Here is a 20,278-nt window from a genome sequence, read left to right as displayed (position 1 = left end):
GACACGAGGAGGTACCCATGCTGCGGAACATCCCGGTGCTGCTGGACGGCTACAAGCTCCAGGTCTCGGAGGAGCCGACGGTGAAGACGCGTGAGGACGAGAACGGCAACGAGGTCGTGGTCACCGACTACCAGGGTGCGACGCAGTACCTCGTCAGCTTGTTCGTGAAGCCCGTCGGCCAGGACGGCAAGCCTCGCGGCAAGGGCGACGAGATCAAGGTGACGGTGGCGACCGAGCCGGAGGAAGAGGTTACCGAAGGCTCTCGGGTTGAGTTGGTCGATCCGCGGGTGTCGCACTGGCAGAACGACTTCGGCAATGGGGTCACCTCGGGCCTGTCGTGGAAGGCCACCGGCATCAAGCCGATCAGCCGCTGAGCTGACCTGTCCAGCCCTCTTCTCCGTGTAGTTCTTTCACGCCCTGCTCGGGCGGGGTTCTTTGACAATTCCACAGTGGGCCGAGCTGTGTCTGACACCGGCGCAGATGCACTGCGCTGGGGACTTTCTTGACCCCCGAGTCGGCGTTGCGTCTCGGGGGTCTTGATGGCCTCCATTGTCGACGCTCAGGAAAGGATGATGCGTCGTGTCGTTGGCGTATTGCCCGGCGTGTCACTGCGACCGGTGGCGCTACGGCCACTCGGAAGACCAGTTCTGCACGCACAACCGTTGGAGGTGGGTGCGGTGACTGCTCCTCGGATCTTTCCGCTCGAGGCAGCCGAGAACGATCCGCGGTTTTCCTTCGGGCTGATCGCAGACGTGGCTGCTGCGATGGAGCAGCACGGCTATCCGGCGCTCGCGGAGTACACGCCGCTGGATATCACCGAGCTGCACTTGGCGCTGTTCCGGTTCCTCTACTGCGGAGGTGATCGCTGATGGTGCTGGTGGATGTGCACGGCGAGGGCTGCCTTGGGCCCTCGCCGGTGTCGGTGTTGATGAACGAGCAGGGAAGGGTGTGATGCGTCGTGGCCAACCTGGCGGATGTGGTGAGCAAGCAGCTACCGATGCGGACTGAGCAGGTCTCGCGGATCCACGTGCTCGGGCTGATGCTCGATGAGCTCAAGCGCAACCTCGACCGGATCGAAGCCTTGGAAGATTCGATCGTGGAAAAGCGCAAGTACCGCGAATTGCAGGAACTGAAAGGCAAAGCCGAAGCGTCCGTGACGCGGTTGCGGGATGCGTTGGCCAAGCAGGGCGGGCAGTCGATCGCGAAGGGATACAAGTAATGCGCAACAACGGACAAGACGTGCACAAGACCGCCCAGCGGATCGATCGCTCGATGTGGAGCGTGAACAAGATCGTGCGCCGCTTCGGCGCCCCGAAAGGCGTGAGCCACGAACTGACGGCGACGAAGAAAGCGGTCGGGAACGTGATCGCGAAGATGGAGATGATCGAGCGACGCCAGTAACCGATGCCAAGCACCGTGTGTCCAGCGCTCGGCCCCTGATCGGGGTCGGGCGCTTTTTCATGCGCACCCGTCGACGTCGAGGGGGATACCGTCGTGAACAGCCATGACCAGCACAGAACACCAGCTCGGCGCCTGATCCGGTGGGTGGCACGCCACCCGCGCACTTGCGCCCCCATGGCGGGCTTCGGCACCGCCGCGGGCTACTTCGGGGTGTACCCGACCGCATTGGCCACGGGTACGGCGGTTCTCGCGGCCCTGGGTGCGGGCCTGTCGTGGCGGTTCCTCGATCACCCCACCTTCGACCGGTTCGCCGGCCGGATGCTGCGGGCGTGGTGGCGCCGGTGGTTCGTCTACTACCGCCAGTGGTCCGTGGTCACCAGCAACACCGGGTTGACCACCACCGACAAGCGCGGCACCACCCGTGCTCCCCGCATCCGCCGGGTGCGTTCGGATTGGTGCTGGGACTCGGTGACGGTGCGCATGACCCCGGGCCAAGAGCAGAAGGACTACGAACAGGTGCTGGCCCGGTTGGCGAACACCTACCGGGCGCGCAACGCCACCCTGCGCACCCTCAAACCCGGCTTGGTGAGCCTGGATTTCCAGCGGTTCGAGCCCTTCGACGCCATGTTCCTCCCGCTTCCGGCGCTGCCGGAGACGACGGACGCGGTGGACCTCTCGCGCCTGGTGGTGGGCAAGGACCAGTACGGCCGGGACTACGCCATCAATCTCTGGGAACAACTGCACATCCTCTTCGCCGGAGCCACGGGCTCGGGAAAGGGCTCGTGGATGTGGGGCCTGCTGCGGGCCCTGGCCCCGCTCATCCGTGACGGCTCGGTGCGGCTGTGGGTGATCGATCCCAAGGGCGGCATGGAGTTCGGCGCCGGGCGGGCGATGTTCCACCGCTTCGCCGAATCCGCCGAGGAAGGGTTGGACCTCACCCGCGAATACACCGAGGTCCTCGACCAGCGGAAGGCCGAGCTCGGGCGGCAAGGCGTGCGTCAGCACACCCCCTCGCCAGAGCAGCCGTTGGAGATCCTGCTGTGCGACGAGTTCGCGGGCATGACCGAGTTCGCCGACAACGCGATCTCCAACGAGTTCGAAAAGCTCATCGGCAAGGCCATTACCCAATATCGGGCTGTCGGTGGCCGCGTGATGGGTGCGGTGCAGGAGCCGAGCAAGGACAACGTCCCGGTCCGCGGGTTGTTCCCCACCAAGATCGTGCTCCGCGTGGAGGAAGCCGGGCACGTGGACATGACCCTCGGCGAGGGTGCCCGCGAGCGCGGAGCCTTCGCGGACCAGATCTCCGAGTCCCTGCCGGGCGTCGGCTACGTCAAACACGAAGGCCGCGAGCCGCTGCGCGTGCGGGCTGCCTACACCTCGGATGACGACATCGCCGAGCTGGTTGCTTACTGCACCACTCCGGAGGCCACGGTGACGACGCTGCCCACCGCCTGGGCCACCGATGACGACCAGGACGAGGAGATCCCCGAAGACACCGAGGACGGGGACGTGCTGCTCGACCTGGCCGAGCTCGAACACATCGAGGTCTTTGACGGCGACGACGAAGACGAGGACGTCGCCTGACTGTTCCAGGGCCGTTGCTGCCCTGCTGTTTTCCCATTGTTCGGCCCGTCCCAGCCGGCGGGCCGTATTCATGTCTGAGAGGAGCTGCTGACCGTGTTGACCGAACTGGCCTTACTGGCCACCTCGCTCATCGGTGGAAGTGCTGCCTTCTACGCCCGCACCCTGTTCCGCCGGTTGCACACCGACGCCCTGACCGGACTGGGCAACCGCGCCGAGCTCTACCGCCGCTTCGCCCGCCTGAGCTTCCTCGCCCGCAACCGAGAACCGGTCGCACTGCTGCTCGGCGACGTGGACCGCTTCAAGGCGCTCAACGACACCCACGGCCACCGGTTCGGTGATCGAGTGTTGCAGACCCTCGCCACAGAACTCGACCAAATACGCACATTGGGTGAGCTGGCCGTGCGGCTGCACGGTGACGAGTTCGCCGTCCTCATCACCGGCGACGGCGCCGAGCAGGCCGAGTCCCGCGCTGTCGAGATCACCCGCGCGTTGTCCGGCACCCGCGTCGTCGACGGCCAACCGGTCGAGGTGGCCACCTCGTGGGGCGCGGCCACCATCCCGATCACCCCGCACGCCGCGCTGACACACGTGCTCTCCCGCGCCGATGCGCGGATGTATCAGGCCAAACCCACCCGTACTGCTGCTGCCCGCTCGAACTCCGTGGAGGCTGCTCGATGAACACGCTGCTCTTCGTCCACGTCACCGGCCGGGGCATCGCCCTGACCCTGCTGATCACCCTGCTCACCCTGGCCGGCATCGCCGGGGTCTGGCTGATCTTCGGCCCCGGACCCGCGGTGCTCGCCACGTTGTCGGTCATCGGCCTGATCCGCGGGTTGATGGCTCTGTTCACCCCGCCGCAGTGATCGGAAAGGACGCTGTGCCATGGCATTTCGCGATGCCAAGAACGCCGATGGGCGCACCCGGCGGGTAGCCGACCTCGAATACGACATCGCCGAATCCCGCCGTCTGCGCCCGCTGCTTTCTGATCCGGATCATGTCGCGGTGGTGATGCAACGTCACGCCCGCCGCACCCTGACGGGCTTGTGGATCTTCCTCTGCCTCGGCTTGGTGTTCACCACCACCGGGGTACAGCGCTTCCTTGCCGGTGACACCGCCATGGATGATCCGCTGTGGTGGGCCGCCTGGTGCGTCGAGCCGATGTTTGCCGGGCTGCTGGTCACGCTGCTCAACTTCGAAGCGGTGATCCTCTCCCATGGGGTCAAGCCGGAGCACGCCTGGTGGGGCAGGCTCAAGCACACGCTGCTGGCCTCGACGCTGGCCATGAACGTGATCCCCCAACTGGCCCCACTGCTCGGGGAGGGGGTGTTCAACCTGGGCTCGCTGGCGGTGCACGCGATCGTGCCGATCATCGTCTACGGCGTCGCCGAAGTCATCCCCGTCATCCAAGCCCGCACACGGCAGATCATCCACCAGGTCAACGACCAGGCAGCCGCACCGGTCGCATCCGGCGAACCGGTATCCGCAGATGCGGCGGACTCGGAAGACGCACCCCCCTCGGTCGCCGAGACCGCACCCCGCTCGCCCTCCGAGCCCGCTTCGCTACATTATGACACTAGTTTGCAACGGAAAGTAGTCGGGGTTGATGATGCATCCACGACCACGGAGACGACTCCGCAGACACCGACTCCGGCGCGCCCGGACGTAGGCGATCTCGCGGCAGTGCGCTCGCTGAAGCTGCCCGAGTCCGTGGTGGCCAAGCTCCGCGAGGTCTACCAGGGCGCTGCTGCCCAGGGGCGGGAGATCACCACCGCCGACGTGCAGCAGGCGGTGAAACTGCCCGACGCGATGGCCCAGCGCATCGTCACCGAACTCACTGGCCACAACGGCCACCCGGTGGCCACCCCGTAATCGACTCCGCATCAGCTCGGCGGGAGCACTCCCGCCGGCCACCTGGCGGTGCCTCCCGCCCTCGACGTTTGGGAGGTGACCGCTCCTCGTGGCCCTACCGCCGCTTTCCACCACCGACCCGCTGACCCGCCGTCTCCAGGCTCCCGACTACGACTCGTGGCGGGCCAAGGTGCAGTCCACCGGCGGGTGCCTCAACCCGGTGCACCTGTCCGGCCGGTGGGCCATCACCGACGCCACCACGGGGGCTGAGCTCAAGTCCACTCAGGGGCAGATCCTCGCCCCCTGCGGCAACCGTCGCGAGTCCGTCTGCCCCGCCTGCTCCGACCGCTACGCCGCCGACGCCTTCCACCTGCTGCGCGCCGGCCTCGCCGGCGGCTCCAAAGGGGTCCCTGAGGAGGTGTCCGGCAAGCCCCGGCTGTTCGTCACGCTCACCGCCCCGAGTTTCGGAGCCGTGCACAACCGTCCCACCACGAAGACCGGCAAGCCCCGCCCGTGCCGCTGCGGCACCTCCCACCACGAGGCGGACTCGCGTCTTGGACAGCCGATCGACCCGGCCTCGTACGACTACACCGGCCACGTCCTCTGGCAAGCCCACGCGAGCAAGTTGTGGCACCGCTTCACCATCGCCCTGCGCCGGCACCTGGCCCAGACCGTCGGCCTGCGGGTCCGGGACTTCGGTGAACACGCGCGGTTGTCCTACGCCAAAGTCGCCGAGTTCCAGAAGCGCGGGCTCATCCACTTCCACGCCGTCATCCGCATCGACGGACCCGCCGGCCCCGACGATGAGACCCCGGCCTGGGCGACTACCTCGCTGGTCACCGAGGCCATCCGCGGGGCCCACCGCGATGCCCGGTTGCCCGCACCGGACATCGATGGTCAGGCGCGGGAGTTCACCTGGGGCGAGCAGCTGGACATCCGCCCCGTCCAACCCGTCGAAGCCGACCAGTTCGAAGAGGCAGACGGGGCGATCTCGGATGACCGCATCGCCTCCTACGTGGCCAAGTACGCCACCAAGGGCACCGGCAAGTCCGAGGCGGCTGATCGACGGCTGCGCTCGCGCTCGCACATCGAGCTGATCCCCACCAGCGAGCACCACCGGCGGATCATGCGCACCGCCTGGGACCTCGCCGAGAACGAGGACCTGGCCGAGCTCAAGCTGCGCCACTGGGCGCACATGCTCGCCTTCCGCGGCCACTTCCTCACCAAATCCAAGCGCTACTCCACCACGTTCAAGCGCCTGCGCGGCGACCGCCAGCGCTTCCGCCTGGAGGAGAACCTCACCGAACTCGGCGTCGCAGAAGACTCCGTGCTCGTGGTCAACCACTGGGAAATGACCCACATCGGCCACGCCAGCGACGAGGAACGTGAGTTGGCCGAAGCCATCGGCGAGCGCACCCGCGAACTACGAAAGATCAAGTACGCCAACGAAAGGAGAGACTGAGCATGCTGCGCACCCTCTGGGGCCCGTCCGAGGTCGCCGACTACCTCGGCGTGCCCGTCGGCACCATCTACCAATGGCGCAGCCGTGGTTTCGGCCCACCAGGACGCCGCATCGGCAAACACGTCCGCTACAAGCCCGACGACGTCGAAGCCTGGTTCGAAGCCCAGTCCGAGGGGGTGGCCTGATGGGGCGGACACCGTTGCCGCCGGGAAGTGCAGGCACGATCACGACGAAGAAGCAAGGGGCTACCTGGGTGGCTCGCTGCAAGTACCGCCGGCAGGACGGTGGATACGCAGATATTCGGCGCCGCGCTGCCACCAAGGAGAAGGCTCGGCAGTCGGTACGTGACGTGCTCAACGAGCTGAACATGACCGTTCCCGGCGCCCTGCTGGCGCCGAAGACGCTGTTTTCGGACGCGGCGCAGCTGTGGTTGGAGCAGTATCGTTCTGACGCTGAGAAGGGGATCTACTCGCTGAGCTCGGTCGACACCTACAGCGACCACCTGCGGAAGCACGTGCTGCCGTCGCTGGGCAACCTGCGGCTGTCCGAAGTGAAGACCCCGGTGGTCAACGCTCTGTGCCAGGACAAGCTGACGAACAACAGTCTCAGCCTGGCCAAGCACACAAAGGCCGTGATCAGCAACATCATGACCTTCGCAGTCCAAGCCGGTGCCATCGAGGAAAACCCCGTGAAGCACATGGCGCCGCTGACGGAACGCCGTGCCAAGACGAAGCGCAAGAAGGCGCGCGCTCTCACCGCTGATGAGGTGGTCGACTTCCTCGGCAAGCTCGACGCCGACGAAGAGGCTCGCGACCGCGACTTGCCCGACCTGGTGCGGTTCTTCATCGCCACCGGTGAACGCCGCGGCGAAGCCCTCGGTGCCCACTGGGCGGACTTCGACGAGCAGACGGCGAGCTTGACCATGTCCGGAAACATCATCGAGGCACGCGGCAAGGGCATCGTCCGCAATCCGGGGAAGTCGGATACGGCGCAGCGCACGATCCCGCTGCCGCGGTGGTGCGTGCAGATGCTCGCGGAACGGCGCTCGGCGATCGGGGACGTGGATCCGGACACCCCGATCTTCCCGAACAGCCGCGGCGGCTACGTCAACGCGTCGAACCTGACGAACCGGTACTGGGTGCCCTTCCGCCAACGCGCGGGCTACGAGTGGGTGACTTTCCACACCTTCCGCAAGACCGTCGGCACCCTGCTCGACGAGGCCGGCCTGTCGGCTCGGCAGATCGCCGACGTCCTCGGCCACTCGCACCCATCCATGACGCTCAACACGTACATGGGTCGAGGTCAGGAGTCGCGGGCCAGCGCGGAGGCTCTGGACGCCCTGAACCCGTCGAGCAGTTCACGCGAAAAGTGGCAATAAAGTGGCAACGACCCGATCGAAAGGAAAAGCCCCAGGCCTGTGACCTGGGGCTTCGGTGCGCCCGGAAGGATTCGAACCCTCAACCTTCTGATCCGTAGTCAGACGCTCTATCCGTTGAGCTACGGGCGCGTGTTCAGTTGTGACTCCCGGGGGAGTCTAGCGGAGGCTCCGGGATTTGAACCCGGGAGGGGCGTAAACCCCTACCGCATTAGCAGTGCGGCGCCATAGACCAGACTAGGCGAAGCCTCCCGGTAGTCCTTCTCGCTGCCACCGGAGATAAGACTACACGCCCGCTCGATCGTCTCCGAAAGGGGGGTCCCCTTCCGCGGCCTCAGCGCTCCCGGCAGGCGGTGGGGGCCGCTGTCCAGCGCCCTCCTCCCGCCCTCCACCTGGAACCGGGGAGCGGGAGGCGGACGGAGCCGGGACCCGGATCCGCCGGGCGGAGGCGGAGGCGGGGACACCGCGCGGAGCCGCCCCGGAACGTCGCGAGGCGGATGCGGGACCCGGAGACCGAAGCACCGCGGGCCGGGTGCGAGCGGGCGCGGGAACCTGGCCCGGGTGCGGGGTCGGTGCCCGCCGGTGACCGCAGACCGCCAGGCGGGCACCGGCCAGGCCCCTCCCGGCACCGATCCGCCCCCGCGGGGCACCCCGACCAGCTCCCGCCGACCGCGGCCCCGTCAGGCGCCCAGTGGACCCGCACCCAGCCGCAGCGCAACCTGGAACGATTCCAGTTTATTCAATTTTCATGAAAATTGTGAGCTGTCCCCACACGGATGGAGCACAAGTTGTCCACAAGGCGGCGAGTTGTCCACAGGTGCGGCGCCCTCACCGCGCCCACTCGTCGCGCAGGCCGATGAACTCGTCCAGCGCCTCCGGGTGCTGCAGCGACTCCCGGCTCACCGCCTTCTCCGGCTGCGTGCCGGCGAAGATCTTCTTCACCGGCACCTCGAGCTTCTTGCCGTTGAGCGTGCGCGGGACCTCGGCCACCGGGATGTAGCGGTTCGGCACGTGCCGCGGCGACAGCTGCTCGCGCAGCTGCTCGGTCAGCCGCGGCCGCATCTCCTCGAGGCTCGCGCCCTCGGCCAGCACCAGGAAGCACAGCAGCTCCCCGTCCGGCCGCTGCGTGCTGGAGGTGTCGATGACCAGCGAATCCAGCACCTCGCCGAAGCCCTCGACCACCCGGTAGAACTCGGCGGTGCCCATCCGGATGCCGCCGCGGTTCAGCGTCGAATCGCTGCGCCCGTGGATCACGAACGTGCCCCGCGACGTGCGGGTGACCCAGTCGCCGTGCCGCCACACGCCCGGGAAGGTGTCGAAGTAGGACTCGCGCATCCGCGAACCGTCCGGGTCGTTCCAGAACTTCACGGGCATGCTCGGCATCGGCCGGGTCAGCACCAGCTCCCCGACCTCGTCGCGCACCGGCTTGCCGTCCTCGTCGAACGCGTCGGCCGCGGCACCGAGCATCGGGCAGGACAGCTCCCCGAGCCACACCGGCACGTCCGGCGAGGCCCCGAGGAACGCGGTGCACAGGTCGGTGCCACCGGAGACGCTGGCGACCTGCACCCGCGGACCGACCGCCTCGGCCACCCAGCGGAACCCGTCCGAGGTCAGCGGCGCTCCGGTCGATCCCACGGTGCGCAGCGCCGAGAGGTCCAGCTCCGCGCCGGGACGCAGCTCCTGCTTGCGGCAGGTCTGGATGAACGGCGCCGAGGTGCCGAAGTAGCTCACCCGCCACTCGGCGGCCAGCCGCCACAGCGCACCCGCGTCCGGGTAGGCCGGGTGGCCGTCGTAGAGCACCAGCGGCGAACCCACCAGCAGGCCTCCGACGAGGAAGTTCCACATCATCCAGCCGGTGGTGGTGAACCAGAAGAACCGCTCGCCCGGTCCGAGGTCGCAGTGCAGGCCGATCGCCTTGAGGTGCTCCAGCAGCACGCCCCCGTGCCCGTGCACGATGCCCTTCGGCAGCCCCGTGGTCCCCGAGGAGTACAGCACCCACAGCGGGTGGTCGAACGGCACCGCGTCGAACTCGAGCGGCGCGTCGGCGTGCCGGTCCAGCTCCTGCTCCCACGAGTCGGTCCCGGGCAGGTCCGCCCCCGTGCCGAGGTGGTCGACCAGCAGCGTGCCCCGCAGCGTGGGCAGCTCCGCGCACAGCTGCTGCACCGTGTCCCGCACGTCGAACCACCGCCCGCCGTACGGGTAGCCGTTCACCGCCACGAGCACGCTCGGCTCGATCTGGGCGAACCTGTCGGTGATCGCCCGCAGCCCGAAGTCCGGCGAGCAGGACGACCAGACCGCGCCGAGGCTCGCCGCCGCGAGGAACGCGACGATCGCGTCCGGGCTGTTCGGCACCAGCGCCACCACCCGGTCGCCGCGGCCCACACCGCGGGCCGCGAGCGCGGCGCGCGCCGCCGCGACCCGCCCGCGCAGCTCGCCGAACGTGATCTGCTCGCGGTGCCCGTCCTCGCGGGCGAACAGCACGGCCACGTCCTCGTCACCGCGGCCGTCGAGGTGGCGCAGCGCGTGCTCGGCGTAGTTCACCGTCGCCCCGGGGAACCACTCCGCAGCGGGCATGACCTCGGCCCCGAGCACCTCGCGCGGCCGCTCGTGGAAGTCGACGGCGAAGAAGTCGGCGACGGCCTGCCAGAACCCCGCCAGGTCCGCGGTGGACCACTCCCACAGGGCCTGGTAGTCGACCACGTCGTGGCCGCGCTCGGTGCGCAGCCAGGAGCGGAAGGCGGCGATGCGGGTGCGCTGCACCTGGTCGGGATCGGGCTGCCAGAGCAGTTCGGGGGTCTCGGTGTTGCCGGACGTGTTCGCGGTCATGGCCCGTTCTTAGCGCACGAACACCGGTCGCGGCCATCCCCCCTGCGGGAACGCGCGTCAGCGCAGGTGCATGTCGAACCAGCTGCGCACACGGCGCCACGCGTCGGTGGCCGCCTCCGGGTCGTGGTCGAACCGGTGCCCCACTCCGGAGAAGCGGACGACGTCGGTGACCGCGGGCGCGCGGTCCGCCACCTCGGCCAGCTTGTCGACGTCCGCGCGCGGGTCGTCCGAGCCGTACAGCCCGAGCCACGGGCAGGACAGCTCCCCGACGACCTCCACCAGCGAGGGCAGCGTGGTCGACAGCTGCTCGTGGATGCCGGACGCGCCGACGCTGACCGCGGCGCCGAGCCGGCGGTTGGCCGCCACCACGGCCGCGGCGGTACCGCCCACGTCGAAACCGATGATGCCGAGCTGGTCGGTGCGCACCCCGCGCTCGGTCAGCCACAGGAACGAGGCGTCGGTGTCGTCGAGCACGGACTCGCCGGACAGCTGCCGGACCTGCGCGTGCACGGCTTCCGCGGAGTCCGCGAGGACGTCCTCGGCGCCGTCCCGGTGGTACAGGTGGGGCGCGACGGCCAGCCAGCCCTCCTCCGCGAGGGAGGACACGAGCTGGCGCACCCGCTCCGTGACACCCCGTGCTTCGTGGAGCACGACGATTCCACCCCGCACCACGCTGTCCGGTTCGGCGACCGTCACCCGGAGCCGGTTCCCGTCGGTCAGCGCGAGTGTTTCGGTTCGGGGTTTCGTCATGCATGCAGGGAACACGCCGCGATCAGCGCAGTCAACACGCTCACCGGGGCGTGCGGGCAAGTGTGCGCGAGGACTCACTGGATCGACGCAGCACCCCGGTGGTACCGGTGGCCGTCCGGTGATCACCGCGGGCGAGCTACCGTCCGCGCAGGGGACTCGACCACAGCAAGGAGCCAGGCATGACCGTGCGTCCGCGCGCAGATCTCGACCAACTCCCGGCGTACGTCGCCGGCCGCAGCATTCCCGGTTCGATCAAGCTCGCCAGCAACGAGGTGTCCGCGGGCCCGCTGCCGACCGTGCTGCAGGCGATCAACCGGCACGCGGCGCAGGTCCACCGCTACCCCGACATGGGCGCTTCGGAGCTGACCGCGCGGCTGGCCGACTGGCTCGGCGCCGCCCCGGAGCGGATCGCCGTGGGGTGCGGCTCGGTCTCCCTGTGCGAGCAGCTGGTGCAGGCCATGTGCGCGCCGGAGGACGAGGTCGTGTTCCCGTGGCGCTCGTTCGAGGCCTACCCGATCCTGACCCAGATCGCGGGTGCTCGGCAGGTGCGCGTGCCGCTGACCGCCGAGCACGAGCTGGACCTGGAGGCGATCCTGTCCGCGATCACGCCGCGCACGCGCGTGGTGTTCGTCTGCACCCCGAACAACCCGACCGGCACCGCGCTCTCGCCCGGCGCGCTGGAGGCGTTCCTCGACCGCGTGCCCGAGCACGTGCTGGTGGCCCTGGACGAGGCGTACTTCGAGTTCGACGACGCCACCGACGCGATCGACGGGGTGGCGCTGGCGCTGCGGCGCGACAACGTGCTGGCGCTGCGCACCTTCTCCAAGGCGTACGGGCTGGCGGGGCTGCGCGTGGGCTACGCCGTCGGTCCGGAGCGCGTGGTCGAGGCGGTGCGCAAGGTCTGCATCCCGTTCAGCGTCAACGCGCTGGCCCAGGCCGCGGCACTGGCCTGTGTGGACGCCGGGGAGGAACTCGGCGCGCGCTGCGGCGAAGTCGTCGGGGAGCGCTCGCGCGTGCTGCACGCGCTGCGGGAGACCGGCTACACCGTGCCCGAGTCGCGGGCGAACTTCGTGTGGCTGCCGCTGGGCGAGCGCACGGAGGCGTTCAACGAGCACTGCATGCAGCACCGCGTCGTGGTGCGCGCGTTCCAGGGCGACGGCGCGCGGGTGACGATCGGCGCGACGGCGGAGAACGACGCGTTCCTCACCGCGGCGCGGTCGTTCGCGGGCTGAGCGCGCGCCGGTGAAGCGCGGGAGGCCGACGCGGCGCTCCCGGGCTGCACCGGATGAGTGGTGTCCGGCGAAGCGAGGGGGAGCACTTCGCCGGACACCGCACATGTGCGGGCTGGTGCGGAACCGGACCCGCGGAGCGCGTAGTGATCTACGCGCTCGTGAACCTATCCAAGATCAACTGCTCGGGCCAAGGGGCCCCGGCACCCCGGCGGGCGTGCCGTCAGCCCGTGACGGGGAGGTGCCCCTTCATCACGGTGGGCGCGGGAGCCGAGGGCAGGTCCTCGTCCGGAGCACCGCCCTGACCGCCCGGCTCGGGCGACTGCGGCTCCTCCGGCCGGGGGTTCTCCGGCACGTCGGGCACGTCGGGCTCGGGCACGTCGGGCACGTCGGGCTCGGGCACGTCGGGCACGTCGGGAACGTCGGGCTCGGGCACGTCGGGAACGTCGGGCTCCTCCGGTTCGTCGACCGGGGGCTCCTCCTCAGCCGGCGGCTGCTCCTGCTCCGGGTGGTCGGCCACCGGCGCGTTGGTGCACGAGGCCTCCTGCGGCGAGCCCACCGGCAGCACGGCGCCGGCGACGGCGATGTTGTTGTTGCACAGCTGCACCTGCAGCACCTGGATGTTCGCGTCGTTGAGGACCGTGACGCCGTCGTTGTCCTCGCTGTCGGCGAGCGCGGCGGAACTGCCCGCGGCCATCATCCCGGCCGTCGTGGCAGCGACACCGAGCACGGATGCTGTCTTCTGCATGTCTCCTACCTCCCGAATTCGCATTTCGGTGTTCCGTGTGCTGGACACGCCTGTCGGCCGCGGGGTCAGCGGAGCATGACCGTGGTTCCCAGCGGCAAGTTCCGCAGCAGCTGCAGTGCGTCGGCAGGCACCCGCACGCACCCGTCGCTGCTGGCTCGTCCGAACACCTGCGGATCCGGCCACCCGTGCAGCGCCACTGTGCCCGGTCCGCCGCCGTAGGTGCTGTAGGTGTCCGAATGCACCCCGAGCGGCAGCACGATGGGGCTGTAGTCGATGACCTGGTCGTCGATCGCAGCCATGATGAACGTGCGCCCGCGCGGGGTCGGGCTCCCGGAAGCGCCGACACCGACCTCCCACGAGGCGATCTGCTCCCCGTTCTCCCGCACCAGCAGGGTGCGGTCGTCGACGTCGACCTCGACCTCGTAAGGCGAGTGCGCCTTCTCCACGCGCGCGGAGCTCGAAACCGGGACCCACCCGGTCGAGCCGTTGGGGCGCGAGGGCAGCATCACGTGCGCCCAGTCGCCCTGCTCCGCGATGACCGGCACCCACGTCGGCGATTCCATCTGCTCGGCGGGCAGTCGGGCGAAGACCTGACCACCGGGCGAGTCGTACACCGGCAGGTCCTCCTTGGCCCGCAGCACGACGCCCGACGTGCGCTCCTGCGGGGCGGGGTCGTGCGGGGCGCCGGAGATGTCGGTGTACGTCGTCGATTCGGGGTACTGCGCGAGGTCCACGGCGTAGGCGTTCTGCACCGCCTGCGGTTCCGACGGCCCGCCGGGCGGCTCGGCACCGGAACCGCCGCAGGCGGTGAGCCCCAGCAGCAACGCACCGCAGGCTGCGAGCAGGCGCCCGCGCGGCGCGCGGCGCGGGGAAGCGGCGACTGACCGCATCGCGACTCCTGACTGCAGCTCGGCGTTTCGCTGGTCACGCGTCCTCGCCGACCGCGGGACTCCGTCCGCCCCGCACGGCAGCGGCCACCGCAGCGGCGACAACGCTGCGTGCGAACGCGAACACGCGGGGCGGACAGTAGCCCGGACAAATCACCGCGATGAGCTGAGCCGGCAGCGGGTCCTGCCGCCGGAAACGGCGTTGATCAGGGGAAACGCCTCGCGTTACAGGAACAGCCGGGGAACTCCCGGTCGGGAGTTCACACTTTCGTGTTGATCAAAACGTTCGATCAGGTGATATCGAAGATCTCGGATCGATCGCGGCGGACCTGCCGTTCCGGGTGTCCCCACCGGGTGAGCGGACGGCACAGTGGGGGCATGCTGATCCGCATCCCGACGCCCGGCGCGGTGGTCGGCTTGGCCAGAACCACGGCGAACCGGGCGGTGGACTCCGCCGCGGCACTCGCCACCGCCCCGATCCGCGTGCTCGGACTCATCGGGGAAGCGGAAGCGCTGCTCGCACGCGTGCGCGGCACCGTCGAGCGCGCCGAGGGCATCATCGAGCGCGCCGAGGACCTCACCCGGGACGCGCGTTCGGCCGTGGACACGGCCGGCGACGCCGTCGACCGGGCCCACCGCATCGTGGAGCGCGCGGACGCCCTGATCGCGCGCGTGGACGCGGTGTCGGACTCGGCCGAGACGACGGTCCTCGAGGTCCGCGACATCATGGCGAACGCGGAAGCGCTCATCACGCGGGTCGGCTCCGTGTGCGAGCGGGCCGAGCGGACCGTGGACGCGGCCGGCGGCGCGGTCGACTCGGCCGACGGCCTCGTCACCCGGGTCGGCGCGGTCGCCGACGACGCCTCCGCGATCGTCACCAACGCGCGCAACGTCGCCGCGGGCGCGGAAGAGCTCGTCGGCACGGCCAGCGGTGTGGCCGGCGACGCCTCCCGCACCGTGGCCGACGCCCGGCGCATCGCCGAATCCGCCGAGACCCTCGTCAACCGCGCCGGCGGAGTGGCCGACGAGGCGGCGCGGACGGTCGAGAGCACGCAGAAGACGGCGGCCACCGCCGACGAGCTGCTCGCGGCCTACGAACCGGCGCTGCGCCGCGGCGCTCCGTTCCTGCAGCACTTCGTGGCGGAACTGTCCGAGGAGGAGGTCACCGCCGCCGTCCGCATGGTCGACGAGGTGCCCGTGCTCACCGAGCACCTGCTCTCGGACATCCTGCCGATCCTGCGCACGCTCGACCACGTCGGCCCGGAGCTGCACGCGCTGCTCGAGGTCACGCAGGACCTGCGCCAGGCCATCGTGGGCATCCCCGGATTCACGTTCTTCCGCCGCCGCGGCGAGCGGAGCGAGTCGCGCGCCCGCGACGACGCCGCGGACGGCGCGGAAGCCGCGGGAACCGTGGAAGCCGCGAGAACCGCGGACCGCCCGGCGGCTGGCCCGCCGCCGCACGAACACCGCACCTGAGCGGCGGGGAGCATTCCCCGGGAGGGTTCACGGGGTCGGGCGCTCGGGCAGCGGGTCAGCCGGCGGGCCGGAGACCGGTCCGGGCGTCGGGGACGTGCAGCTGAGCTGCGCTCAGCTCCACGGTGCGCACGGTGACGTCGTCGAAGGTGAGCGCGGGAAGGCGCAGGAAGCTCAGGTCCACGTCCGGCGGGGCGAGCGCCCCGGCCGACAACACCACCGGAACGAGCGGGAACCCGGCCACGTCGAGCGTGCCGCTGAGCTCGCGCACCTGCATCTCGACCGGTCCGGACACCGTGGACACCGCACCGGGGGCGCTGGCCACCCGCAGTTCGCGGCCGTTGCCCAGGTTCGAGCGCTGCACGAGGCCCGTCACCTCCAACCTGTCCGCGGTGAAGTGCAGCGTGGTCACCGTCCGGCCGGCGACCTGCTCCTGCGAGGTCCCGTGGAACCGGGAGCCCACCAGGGTCAGCTGCTCGGCCGTCATCGTCCAGGTCCGCCCGGGGCCCGGTGCGGCACCGGCGGAGTCGCCGGTGGGCAGCTTCCCGGGGGAACCGCCCCCGCCGGGAGCCCGTTCAGGCGGGGGCTCGGACGCCGGATCCCCCTGCGGTGGCTCCTCCCGCGGCGTTTTCCCCGGCGCGGGCTCCTCCGACGGGTCCGGCGCCGCGTCCCCGGAGCCCGGGGAGGGGTTCTGCGCGCCGCCGTCCGGGGCCGATTCCTCCTCGGAGCCGCCGAAGAGCGGCCCGAGCACGGGGAGCTCCGCCTGCGCCGAGGCCGCCGGCGCGAGCAGCAGCACGACCACCAGCGGCAGCAGCGCGCGTCTCACGACTCACCCCGCCCGCTGGACGCGGAGACCTCCGCGGGCCGGGGCGGACCGGTGCGCTCCTCGGCGGAGGGCTCGGCCTCGGGTCCCGCGCGCCGCTCGGCCGCGCGCCCGCGGCGGCGCCGCTCGGCCGCCCGGGCGCGCGGCGTCGGCGACCAGGAAATCCCGAGCGCAGCACCGGTGATCCCGAGCATCGTGGCGATGAGGAACGTGCCCAGGTTGGCCGCGGAGATCGCGGCCAGCGACAGCAGCAGCGTGACGATCCCCGCCGCGAGGCGGAACTGCGGCCGCGCCAGGAACGCGCCGCCGCACACGAGCAGCACCACGCCGATCACGCTCGCCGAGACTCCGCCGACGGTGTTCAGCGTGATGACCGCATCGCCCAGCCGCAGCGAGGCGAACGGCGGGAACAGCACCGCCAGGCCGGCCAGCAGCGTGCACACCCCGGCCCCGAACGGCCGGGCGCGGCGCCAGTTCCGGAATGCGCGCCAGGTGTTCTTCACCGCAGCCATGGGAACCTCCCGGACGAGGGGTCAGAAGCACTCGTTGCGGCCGGGTTCCGCCGTGATCTGCACCTGGTTCATGCGCAGGGTGGAGGCGGTGGTCGACCACGCCTGCTGCTTGAGGTCGGACAGGTGCATGGCGCCGGCCTGGATGCCGAAGTTGCCGGTGGTGGCGTGCTCGCCGCCGCTCGGACCGACGTCGAACGTCCCCGCGTCGCGGCCGATCTGCACGTCGTCGAGCGTGAGGTCACCGTTGACCTGCTCGACGCCGAGGACCATGTTCTTCGCGGTCATCCCGTCCTCGCCCGGCGCTTCGATGCGCAGGGTCATCTGGCCGACGCCGGGCATGTCGTCGAGCAGGATCGACTGGCAGAAGTTGTCCAGCCGCGCCTCGCTGAAACCGTTGACCATCACCGGGTGCGCCTGGTCGGCGCTCTGGTCGACCGATCCGTACTGGACCACCCCGCTCGCGTCCAGCTGGTCGGCCGTGGCCTTGTAGGTCGTGCCCGACACGGCGAAGGACGCGGCGAGCGCGCCGCTGGACAGCCCGGCGAACATCACTCCGATCCCGGCGAGACCGAGCACGAACACGAGCGCGAAGATCAGCCACCGAGTCCGCCCGGAAGACACCTCACCCGCCATGACGCCTCCCCGCGAGTGCTGGTGAGCCACCCAACCCCAGAAGTGACCCGCATTACCGTACTGGCGAGTAACTCTAGGGGACGCAAGCCACCGAACGCTGTGAAATGGTTCACCAATTCAGATTAATTCCGTGATCAATTCGCATGTCGATCACTACCGCCCGTGCACAATCCCGCAGCGGTCGTACCCTCAACCGCCCGCTCCCGGACCCGCCTCGGACCCCGGACCCGCCTCGTGCCCGGGCAGCGGGTTCCCGTCGGCGTCCACGCTGCGCTCGCGCTCCTTGAGCTCGGCCTCGTGCACGTGCCGCTGCCCCGCGCACAGCTGCTGCCGGACGCGCTCCTCCTCGGCGCGGAAGCTCTCCCAGTACCCGTCGTCGAACTCCTCGACCACCTGGAACGTCCACCGCCCCGGCAGCACGTTGCGCCCGACGAGCACGCTCTCCAACCGCTCGGCGGTCTCCTCCTGGCCCGCGCGGCGCAGCTGCGCCACGGCCTCGCAGAGCTGCTCGTCCGCGGAGCCGATGAGCTGGTGGAAGTCGTACAGCCGCCCGCGGGCGCGCTCCACCTTCTCCAGCGCCTCGGTGACCTTGCCGACCGCGGCGGCCGTGTCCTCGTCCACTCCCTCGGGGCGCCGGCGCAGCGCAGCCGAATCCACCGCTCTCCACGGCCGCGCGGGGCCACCGCTCGACTGCTCGGGCACGGGCACCTCACCGGCAGCTCGGCCTTCGACCTCGGTCACCCCCGCAGTCTGCCGCACGCGTCCGCGGCGCGCCGCCGGGCGGCGGGATGGGACGCGGCTCGGTGCAGTCCGTTCGCCGGGCCCGCGCACCCCCGTTCGAGTTCACGGCCAGCTGCAACACCAGCTACCGTCTGAGCACGGACGTCCGTTTTGCCTAGTGAGCGGGGTTCGTGCACCGTGTGCTCGCACGGGCGCGGGGCCTCGTCGCTCATGTGGAACTGGAGCTGGAGCGGAGTCACCGATGAGCGTGCACGACTTCTACACGTTCGCGGTGATACTCGCCGTGGCCGCAGCCGTGGGCCTGCTGGCGACCCGCCTGCGCCAACCCCTGATCGTCGCGTTCATCGCGGTGGGCATCCTCGCCGGTCCGGTCGGCGCCGGATGGCTCCCCGGCGGCGAGCGGATCGACCTGCTCGCCCAGCTGGGGATCGCGGTCCTGCTGTTCCTGGTGGGGCTGCGGCTCGATCTGCACCTGATCCGCACGACCGGCCCCGTCGCACTGGCCACCGGCCTGGGGCAGGTGCTGTTCACCTCGATCGTCGGGTTCCTCATCGCCCTCGGGCTCGGCATGGACCCGGTGACCGCGCTCTACGTCGCGGTCGCCCTGACGTTCTCGTCCACGATCATCATCGTCAAACTGCTCTCCGACAAGCGCGAACTGGACGAGCTGCACGGCCGCATCGCCGTGGGTTTCCTCATCGTCCAGGACCTGGTCGTCGTGCTGGCGATGATCGGGCTGACGGCGTTCGAACGGCAAACCGGCTCCACGATCGCCGTCAACGTGGCGACCACCGTCGGCAAGGGGCTCCTCCTGCTGGCGGGCCTCGCGATCGTGATGCGCTACGTCCTCCCCCGGCTGCTGCAGCACGTCGCCCGTTCGCAGGAACTGCTCGTCCTCTTCGGGGTCGCCTGGGCGGTCGCCCTGGCCGCGCTCAGCGACCGGCTCGGGTTCGGGACCGAGGTGGGCGCGTTCCTGGCCGGAGTGGCGCTGGCCTCCACCCCCTACCGCGAGGCCATCGGCGCCAGGCTGGTCAGCCTGCGGGACTTCCTCCTGCTGTTCTTCTTCCTCAACCTCGGCGCCCAACTCGAATTCGCGAACGCCACTCGCCAGCTCGCCGAAGCGGTGGTGTTCTCGGCGTTCGTGCTGATCGGCAATCCGCTGATCGTCGTGCTCATCATGTGCACCATGCGCTACCCGGTGCGCGTGGGATTCCTCGCCGGTCTCACCGTGGCCCAGATCAGCGAGTTCTCGTTGATCCTGGCCGCGTTGGGTCTGAGCCTCGGCCACATCGGCACGGCGACGGTCAGCCTGATCACGATCGTCGGGCTGATCACCATCACCGCCTCGACCTACCTGATCCTGTACTCCAAGCCGCTCTACGAACGGCTCAAGCGGTGGCTCGTTCCGCTGGACCGCTCCCACACGCGCACCGCCGAAGCCGGCGAACTCCCCGCCGACATCGACGTGATCCTCTACGGGCTCGGCCGTTTCGGCAGCAGAGTCGCCCACCAGCTCACCGCCGCCGGATACCGCGTCCTCGGCGTCGACTTCGATCCCAAAGCGGTGGCCGTCTGGAACAACGACCGGACCACAGCCGTGTTCGGCAGCGGCGAAGATCCCGACTTCCTGCACTCCCTGCCGCTGCACCAAGCCCGGTGGGTCATCAGCACGATCCCCGGCATCGACACGAACCTCGCGCTCATCCACGGGCTCCGGAACCACCAGTACCGAGGTCGCATCGCGCTGACCGCCCACACCCAGCACGAGGCCCGCCGCCTCGACCGCGCCCAGCCCGACATCGTCCTGGAACCGTTCACCTCCGCCGCGAGCGCCACCCTGTCCTTCGTCACCGACGACCTCGACCCACCAGGAGTCGGTCGATCATGAGGGCGCCTCGTGGTCCCGCAGCGTCTCCGATCCTGCCGACGCCCGCGGCGCCGGTCGGTCCGCGTCCGGCCCGACCGGCGCCGCGGCTGCGCACGGCG

Annotated in this window: 22 protein-coding genes and 2 tRNA genes; 14 read left to right on the top strand and 10 right to left on the bottom strand. The window is 70.0% G+C overall.

Features of this window, described 5'->3' with window-relative positions; all coding sequences use genetic code 11:
• Nucleotides 1-17 precede the first annotated feature (17 nt).
• The 11 genes from ACVGV0_RS00730 (at nt 18) to ACVGV0_RS00680 (ending at nt 7,673) form a co-directional block, all read left to right on the top strand.
• Nucleotides 18-374 (top strand): hypothetical protein, encoded by a 357-nt coding sequence (locus ACVGV0_RS00730; RefSeq protein WP_459157910.1) that lies wholly within the window; start codon nt 18-20, stop codon nt 372-374.
• A gap of 303 nt (nt 375-677) precedes the next feature.
• Nucleotides 678-869 carry a hypothetical protein gene (locus tag ACVGV0_RS00725; RefSeq protein WP_459157909.1) on the top strand — a complete coding sequence of 64 codons (192 nt, stop codon included), beginning with the start codon at nt 678-680 and terminating at the stop codon, nt 867-869.
• An 89-nt stretch (nt 870-958) separates the two neighbouring features.
• Nucleotides 959-1,219 carry a hypothetical protein gene (locus ACVGV0_RS00720; RefSeq protein WP_459157908.1) on the top strand — a complete coding sequence of 87 codons (261 nt, stop codon included), beginning with the start codon at nt 959-961 and terminating at the stop codon, nt 1,217-1,219.
• A complete protein-coding gene (locus ACVGV0_RS00715; RefSeq protein ID WP_459157907.1) occupies nt 1,219-1,401 on the top strand; it encodes a hypothetical protein in 183 nt (60 codons plus the stop codon). The genes ACVGV0_RS00720 and ACVGV0_RS00715 overlap by 1 nt, the downstream gene beginning before the upstream one ends.
• Before the next feature lie 174 nt (nt 1,402-1,575).
• Nucleotides 1,576-2,985 (top strand): FtsK/SpoIIIE domain-containing protein, encoded by a 1,410-nt coding sequence (locus tag ACVGV0_RS00710; RefSeq protein WP_459157906.1) that lies wholly within the window; start codon nt 1,576-1,578, stop codon nt 2,983-2,985.
• A 93-nt stretch (nt 2,986-3,078) separates the two neighbouring features.
• Complete coding sequence (locus ACVGV0_RS00705) at nt 3,079-3,663, top strand: GGDEF domain-containing protein (protein ID WP_459157905.1); 585 nt, start codon at nt 3,079-3,081, stop codon at nt 3,661-3,663.
• The gene (locus tag ACVGV0_RS00700; RefSeq protein ID WP_459157904.1) at nt 3,660-3,848 is read left to right on the top strand and encodes a hypothetical protein; all 189 of its coding nucleotides are present in this window, start codon (nt 3,660-3,662) and stop codon (nt 3,846-3,848) included. The genes ACVGV0_RS00705 and ACVGV0_RS00700 overlap by 4 nt, the downstream gene beginning before the upstream one ends.
• Nucleotides 3,849-3,867: 19 nt before the next feature.
• Nucleotides 3,868-4,854 (top strand): hypothetical protein, encoded by a 987-nt coding sequence (locus ACVGV0_RS00695; RefSeq protein WP_459157903.1) that lies wholly within the window; start codon nt 3,868-3,870, stop codon nt 4,852-4,854.
• A gap of 88 nt (nt 4,855-4,942) precedes the next feature.
• Complete coding sequence (locus ACVGV0_RS00690) at nt 4,943-6,295, top strand: replication initiator (RefSeq protein ID WP_459157902.1); 1,353 nt, start codon at nt 4,943-4,945, stop codon at nt 6,293-6,295.
• 2 nt (nt 6,296-6,297) lie between these two features.
• The gene (locus tag ACVGV0_RS00685; protein ID WP_459157901.1) at nt 6,298-6,480 is read left to right on the top strand and encodes a helix-turn-helix domain-containing protein; all 183 of its coding nucleotides are present in this window, start codon (nt 6,298-6,300) and stop codon (nt 6,478-6,480) included.
• Nucleotides 6,480-7,673, top strand: coding sequence for a tyrosine-type recombinase/integrase (locus tag ACVGV0_RS00680; protein WP_459157900.1), 1,194 nt, complete (start codon nt 6,480-6,482; stop codon nt 7,671-7,673). The genes ACVGV0_RS00685 and ACVGV0_RS00680 overlap by 1 nt, the downstream gene beginning before the upstream one ends.
• Before the next feature lie 56 nt (nt 7,674-7,729).
• On the opposite strand, the gene ACVGV0_RS00675 is transcribed toward ACVGV0_RS00680, so the two are convergent.
• From ACVGV0_RS00675 to ACVGV0_RS00660, 4 genes are all read right to left on the bottom strand, one after another.
• Nucleotides 7,730-7,802, bottom strand: a tRNA-Arg gene (locus tag ACVGV0_RS00675).
• A 31-nt stretch (nt 7,803-7,833) separates the two neighbouring features.
• Nucleotides 7,834-7,922: transfer RNA gene (locus ACVGV0_RS00670), tRNA-Ser, on the bottom strand.
• A 576-nt stretch (nt 7,923-8,498) separates the two neighbouring features.
• The gene (locus ACVGV0_RS00665) at nt 8,499-10,496 is read right to left on the bottom strand and encodes an acetoacetate--CoA ligase (RefSeq protein ID WP_459157899.1); all 1,998 of its coding nucleotides are present in this window, start codon (nt 10,494-10,496) and stop codon (nt 8,499-8,501) included.
• 57 nt (nt 10,497-10,553) lie between these two features.
• Nucleotides 10,554-11,246, bottom strand: coding sequence for a dienelactone hydrolase family protein (locus ACVGV0_RS00660; protein ID WP_459157898.1), 693 nt, complete (start codon nt 11,244-11,246; stop codon nt 10,554-10,556).
• Nucleotides 11,247-11,425: 179 nt separating this feature from the next.
• On the opposite strand from ACVGV0_RS00660, the gene hisC reads away from it, so the two are divergent.
• Nucleotides 11,426-12,478: a histidinol-phosphate transaminase gene (gene hisC, locus ACVGV0_RS00655; RefSeq protein ID WP_459157897.1), complete on the top strand. Its 1,053-nt coding sequence runs from the start codon at nt 11,426-11,428 to the stop codon at nt 12,476-12,478.
• 220 nt (nt 12,479-12,698) lie between these two features.
• On the opposite strand, the gene ACVGV0_RS00650 is transcribed toward hisC, so the two are convergent.
• The gene (locus ACVGV0_RS00650; protein ID WP_459157896.1) at nt 12,699-13,223 is read right to left on the bottom strand and encodes a hypothetical protein; all 525 of its coding nucleotides are present in this window, start codon (nt 13,221-13,223) and stop codon (nt 12,699-12,701) included.
• A 65-nt stretch (nt 13,224-13,288) separates the two neighbouring features.
• Nucleotides 13,289-14,113: a L,D-transpeptidase gene (locus tag ACVGV0_RS00645; protein WP_459157895.1), complete on the bottom strand. Its 825-nt coding sequence runs from the start codon at nt 14,111-14,113 to the stop codon at nt 13,289-13,291.
• Between the two features lie 375 nt (nt 14,114-14,488).
• Here ACVGV0_RS00645 and ACVGV0_RS00640 point away from each other — a divergent pair, with 375 nt between their 5' ends.
• Entirely contained in the window at nt 14,489-15,586 is a 1,098-nt protein-coding gene (locus ACVGV0_RS00640; protein WP_459157894.1) for a hypothetical protein, read from the top strand.
• A 55-nt stretch (nt 15,587-15,641) separates the two neighbouring features.
• Here ACVGV0_RS00640 and ACVGV0_RS00635 read toward each other — a convergent pair whose 3' ends face one another.
• From ACVGV0_RS00635 to ACVGV0_RS00620, 4 genes are all read right to left on the bottom strand, one after another.
• The gene (locus ACVGV0_RS00635; RefSeq protein ID WP_459157893.1) at nt 15,642-16,409 is read right to left on the bottom strand and encodes a hypothetical protein; all 768 of its coding nucleotides are present in this window, start codon (nt 16,407-16,409) and stop codon (nt 15,642-15,644) included.
• Nucleotides 16,406-16,918 carry a DUF6114 domain-containing protein gene (locus ACVGV0_RS00630; protein WP_459157892.1) on the bottom strand — a complete coding sequence of 171 codons (513 nt, stop codon included), beginning with the start codon at nt 16,916-16,918 and terminating at the stop codon, nt 16,406-16,408. Before ACVGV0_RS00630 ends, ACVGV0_RS00635 begins: the two co-directional genes overlap by 4 nt.
• Before the next feature lie 21 nt (nt 16,919-16,939).
• Nucleotides 16,940-17,551 (bottom strand): DUF6230 family protein, encoded by a 612-nt coding sequence (locus tag ACVGV0_RS00625; RefSeq protein ID WP_459157891.1) that lies wholly within the window; start codon nt 17,549-17,551, stop codon nt 16,940-16,942.
• A gap of 189 nt (nt 17,552-17,740) precedes the next feature.
• Entirely contained in the window at nt 17,741-18,292 is a 552-nt protein-coding gene (locus ACVGV0_RS00620) for a hypothetical protein (protein ID WP_459157890.1), read from the bottom strand.
• A gap of 241 nt (nt 18,293-18,533) precedes the next feature.
• On the opposite strand from ACVGV0_RS00620, the gene ACVGV0_RS00615 reads away from it, so the two are divergent.
• The gene (locus ACVGV0_RS00615) at nt 18,534-20,180 is read left to right on the top strand and encodes a cation:proton antiporter (RefSeq protein WP_459157889.1); all 1,647 of its coding nucleotides are present in this window, start codon (nt 18,534-18,536) and stop codon (nt 20,178-20,180) included.
• Nucleotides 20,181-20,278: the final 98 nt, after the last annotated feature.

It is taken from the genome of Salinifilum ghardaiensis (genome assembly GCF_054491345.1).
This window is presented reverse-complemented; position numbering and strand designations above follow the sequence as displayed.

Coding starts and splice junctions, on each gene's coding strand:
- ACVGV0_RS00660 (WP_459157898.1), bottom strand. CDS start 11,246: ATGACGAAACCCCGAACCGAAACACTCGCGCTGACCGACGGGAACCGG.
- hisC (WP_459157897.1), top strand. CDS start 11,426: ATGACCGTGCGTCCGCGCGCAGATCTCGACCAACTCCCGGCGTACGTC.
- ACVGV0_RS00730 (WP_459157910.1), top strand. CDS start 18: ATGCTGCGGAACATCCCGGTGCTGCTGGACGGCTACAAGCTCCAGGTC.
- ACVGV0_RS00715 (WP_459157907.1), top strand. CDS start 1,219: ATGCGCAACAACGGACAAGACGTGCACAAGACCGCCCAGCGGATCGAT.
- ACVGV0_RS00650 (WP_459157896.1), bottom strand. CDS start 13,223: ATGCAGAAGACAGCATCCGTGCTCGGTGTCGCTGCCACGACGGCCGGG.
- ACVGV0_RS00625 (WP_459157891.1), bottom strand. CDS start 17,551: ATGGCGGGTGAGGTGTCTTCCGGGCGGACTCGGTGGCTGATCTTCGCG.
- ACVGV0_RS00665 (WP_459157899.1), bottom strand. CDS start 10,496: ATGACCGCGAACACGTCCGGCAACACCGAGACCCCCGAACTGCTCTGG.
- ACVGV0_RS00710 (WP_459157906.1), top strand. CDS start 1,576: ATGGCGGGCTTCGGCACCGCCGCGGGCTACTTCGGGGTGTACCCGACC.
- ACVGV0_RS00700 (WP_459157904.1), top strand. CDS start 3,660: ATGAACACGCTGCTCTTCGTCCACGTCACCGGCCGGGGCATCGCCCTG.
- ACVGV0_RS00680 (WP_459157900.1), top strand. CDS start 6,480: ATGGGGCGGACACCGTTGCCGCCGGGAAGTGCAGGCACGATCACGACG.
- ACVGV0_RS00695 (WP_459157903.1), top strand. CDS start 3,868: ATGGCATTTCGCGATGCCAAGAACGCCGATGGGCGCACCCGGCGGGTA.
- ACVGV0_RS00615 (WP_459157889.1), top strand. CDS start 18,534: ATGAGCGTGCACGACTTCTACACGTTCGCGGTGATACTCGCCGTGGCC.
- ACVGV0_RS00640 (WP_459157894.1), top strand. CDS start 14,489: ATGCTGATCCGCATCCCGACGCCCGGCGCGGTGGTCGGCTTGGCCAGA.
- ACVGV0_RS00685 (WP_459157901.1), top strand. CDS start 6,298: ATGCTGCGCACCCTCTGGGGCCCGTCCGAGGTCGCCGACTACCTCGGC.
- ACVGV0_RS00630 (WP_459157892.1), bottom strand. CDS start 16,918: ATGGCTGCGGTGAAGAACACCTGGCGCGCATTCCGGAACTGGCGCCGC.
- ACVGV0_RS00645 (WP_459157895.1), bottom strand. CDS start 14,113: ATGCGGTCAGTCGCCGCTTCCCCGCGCCGCGCGCCGCGCGGGCGCCTG.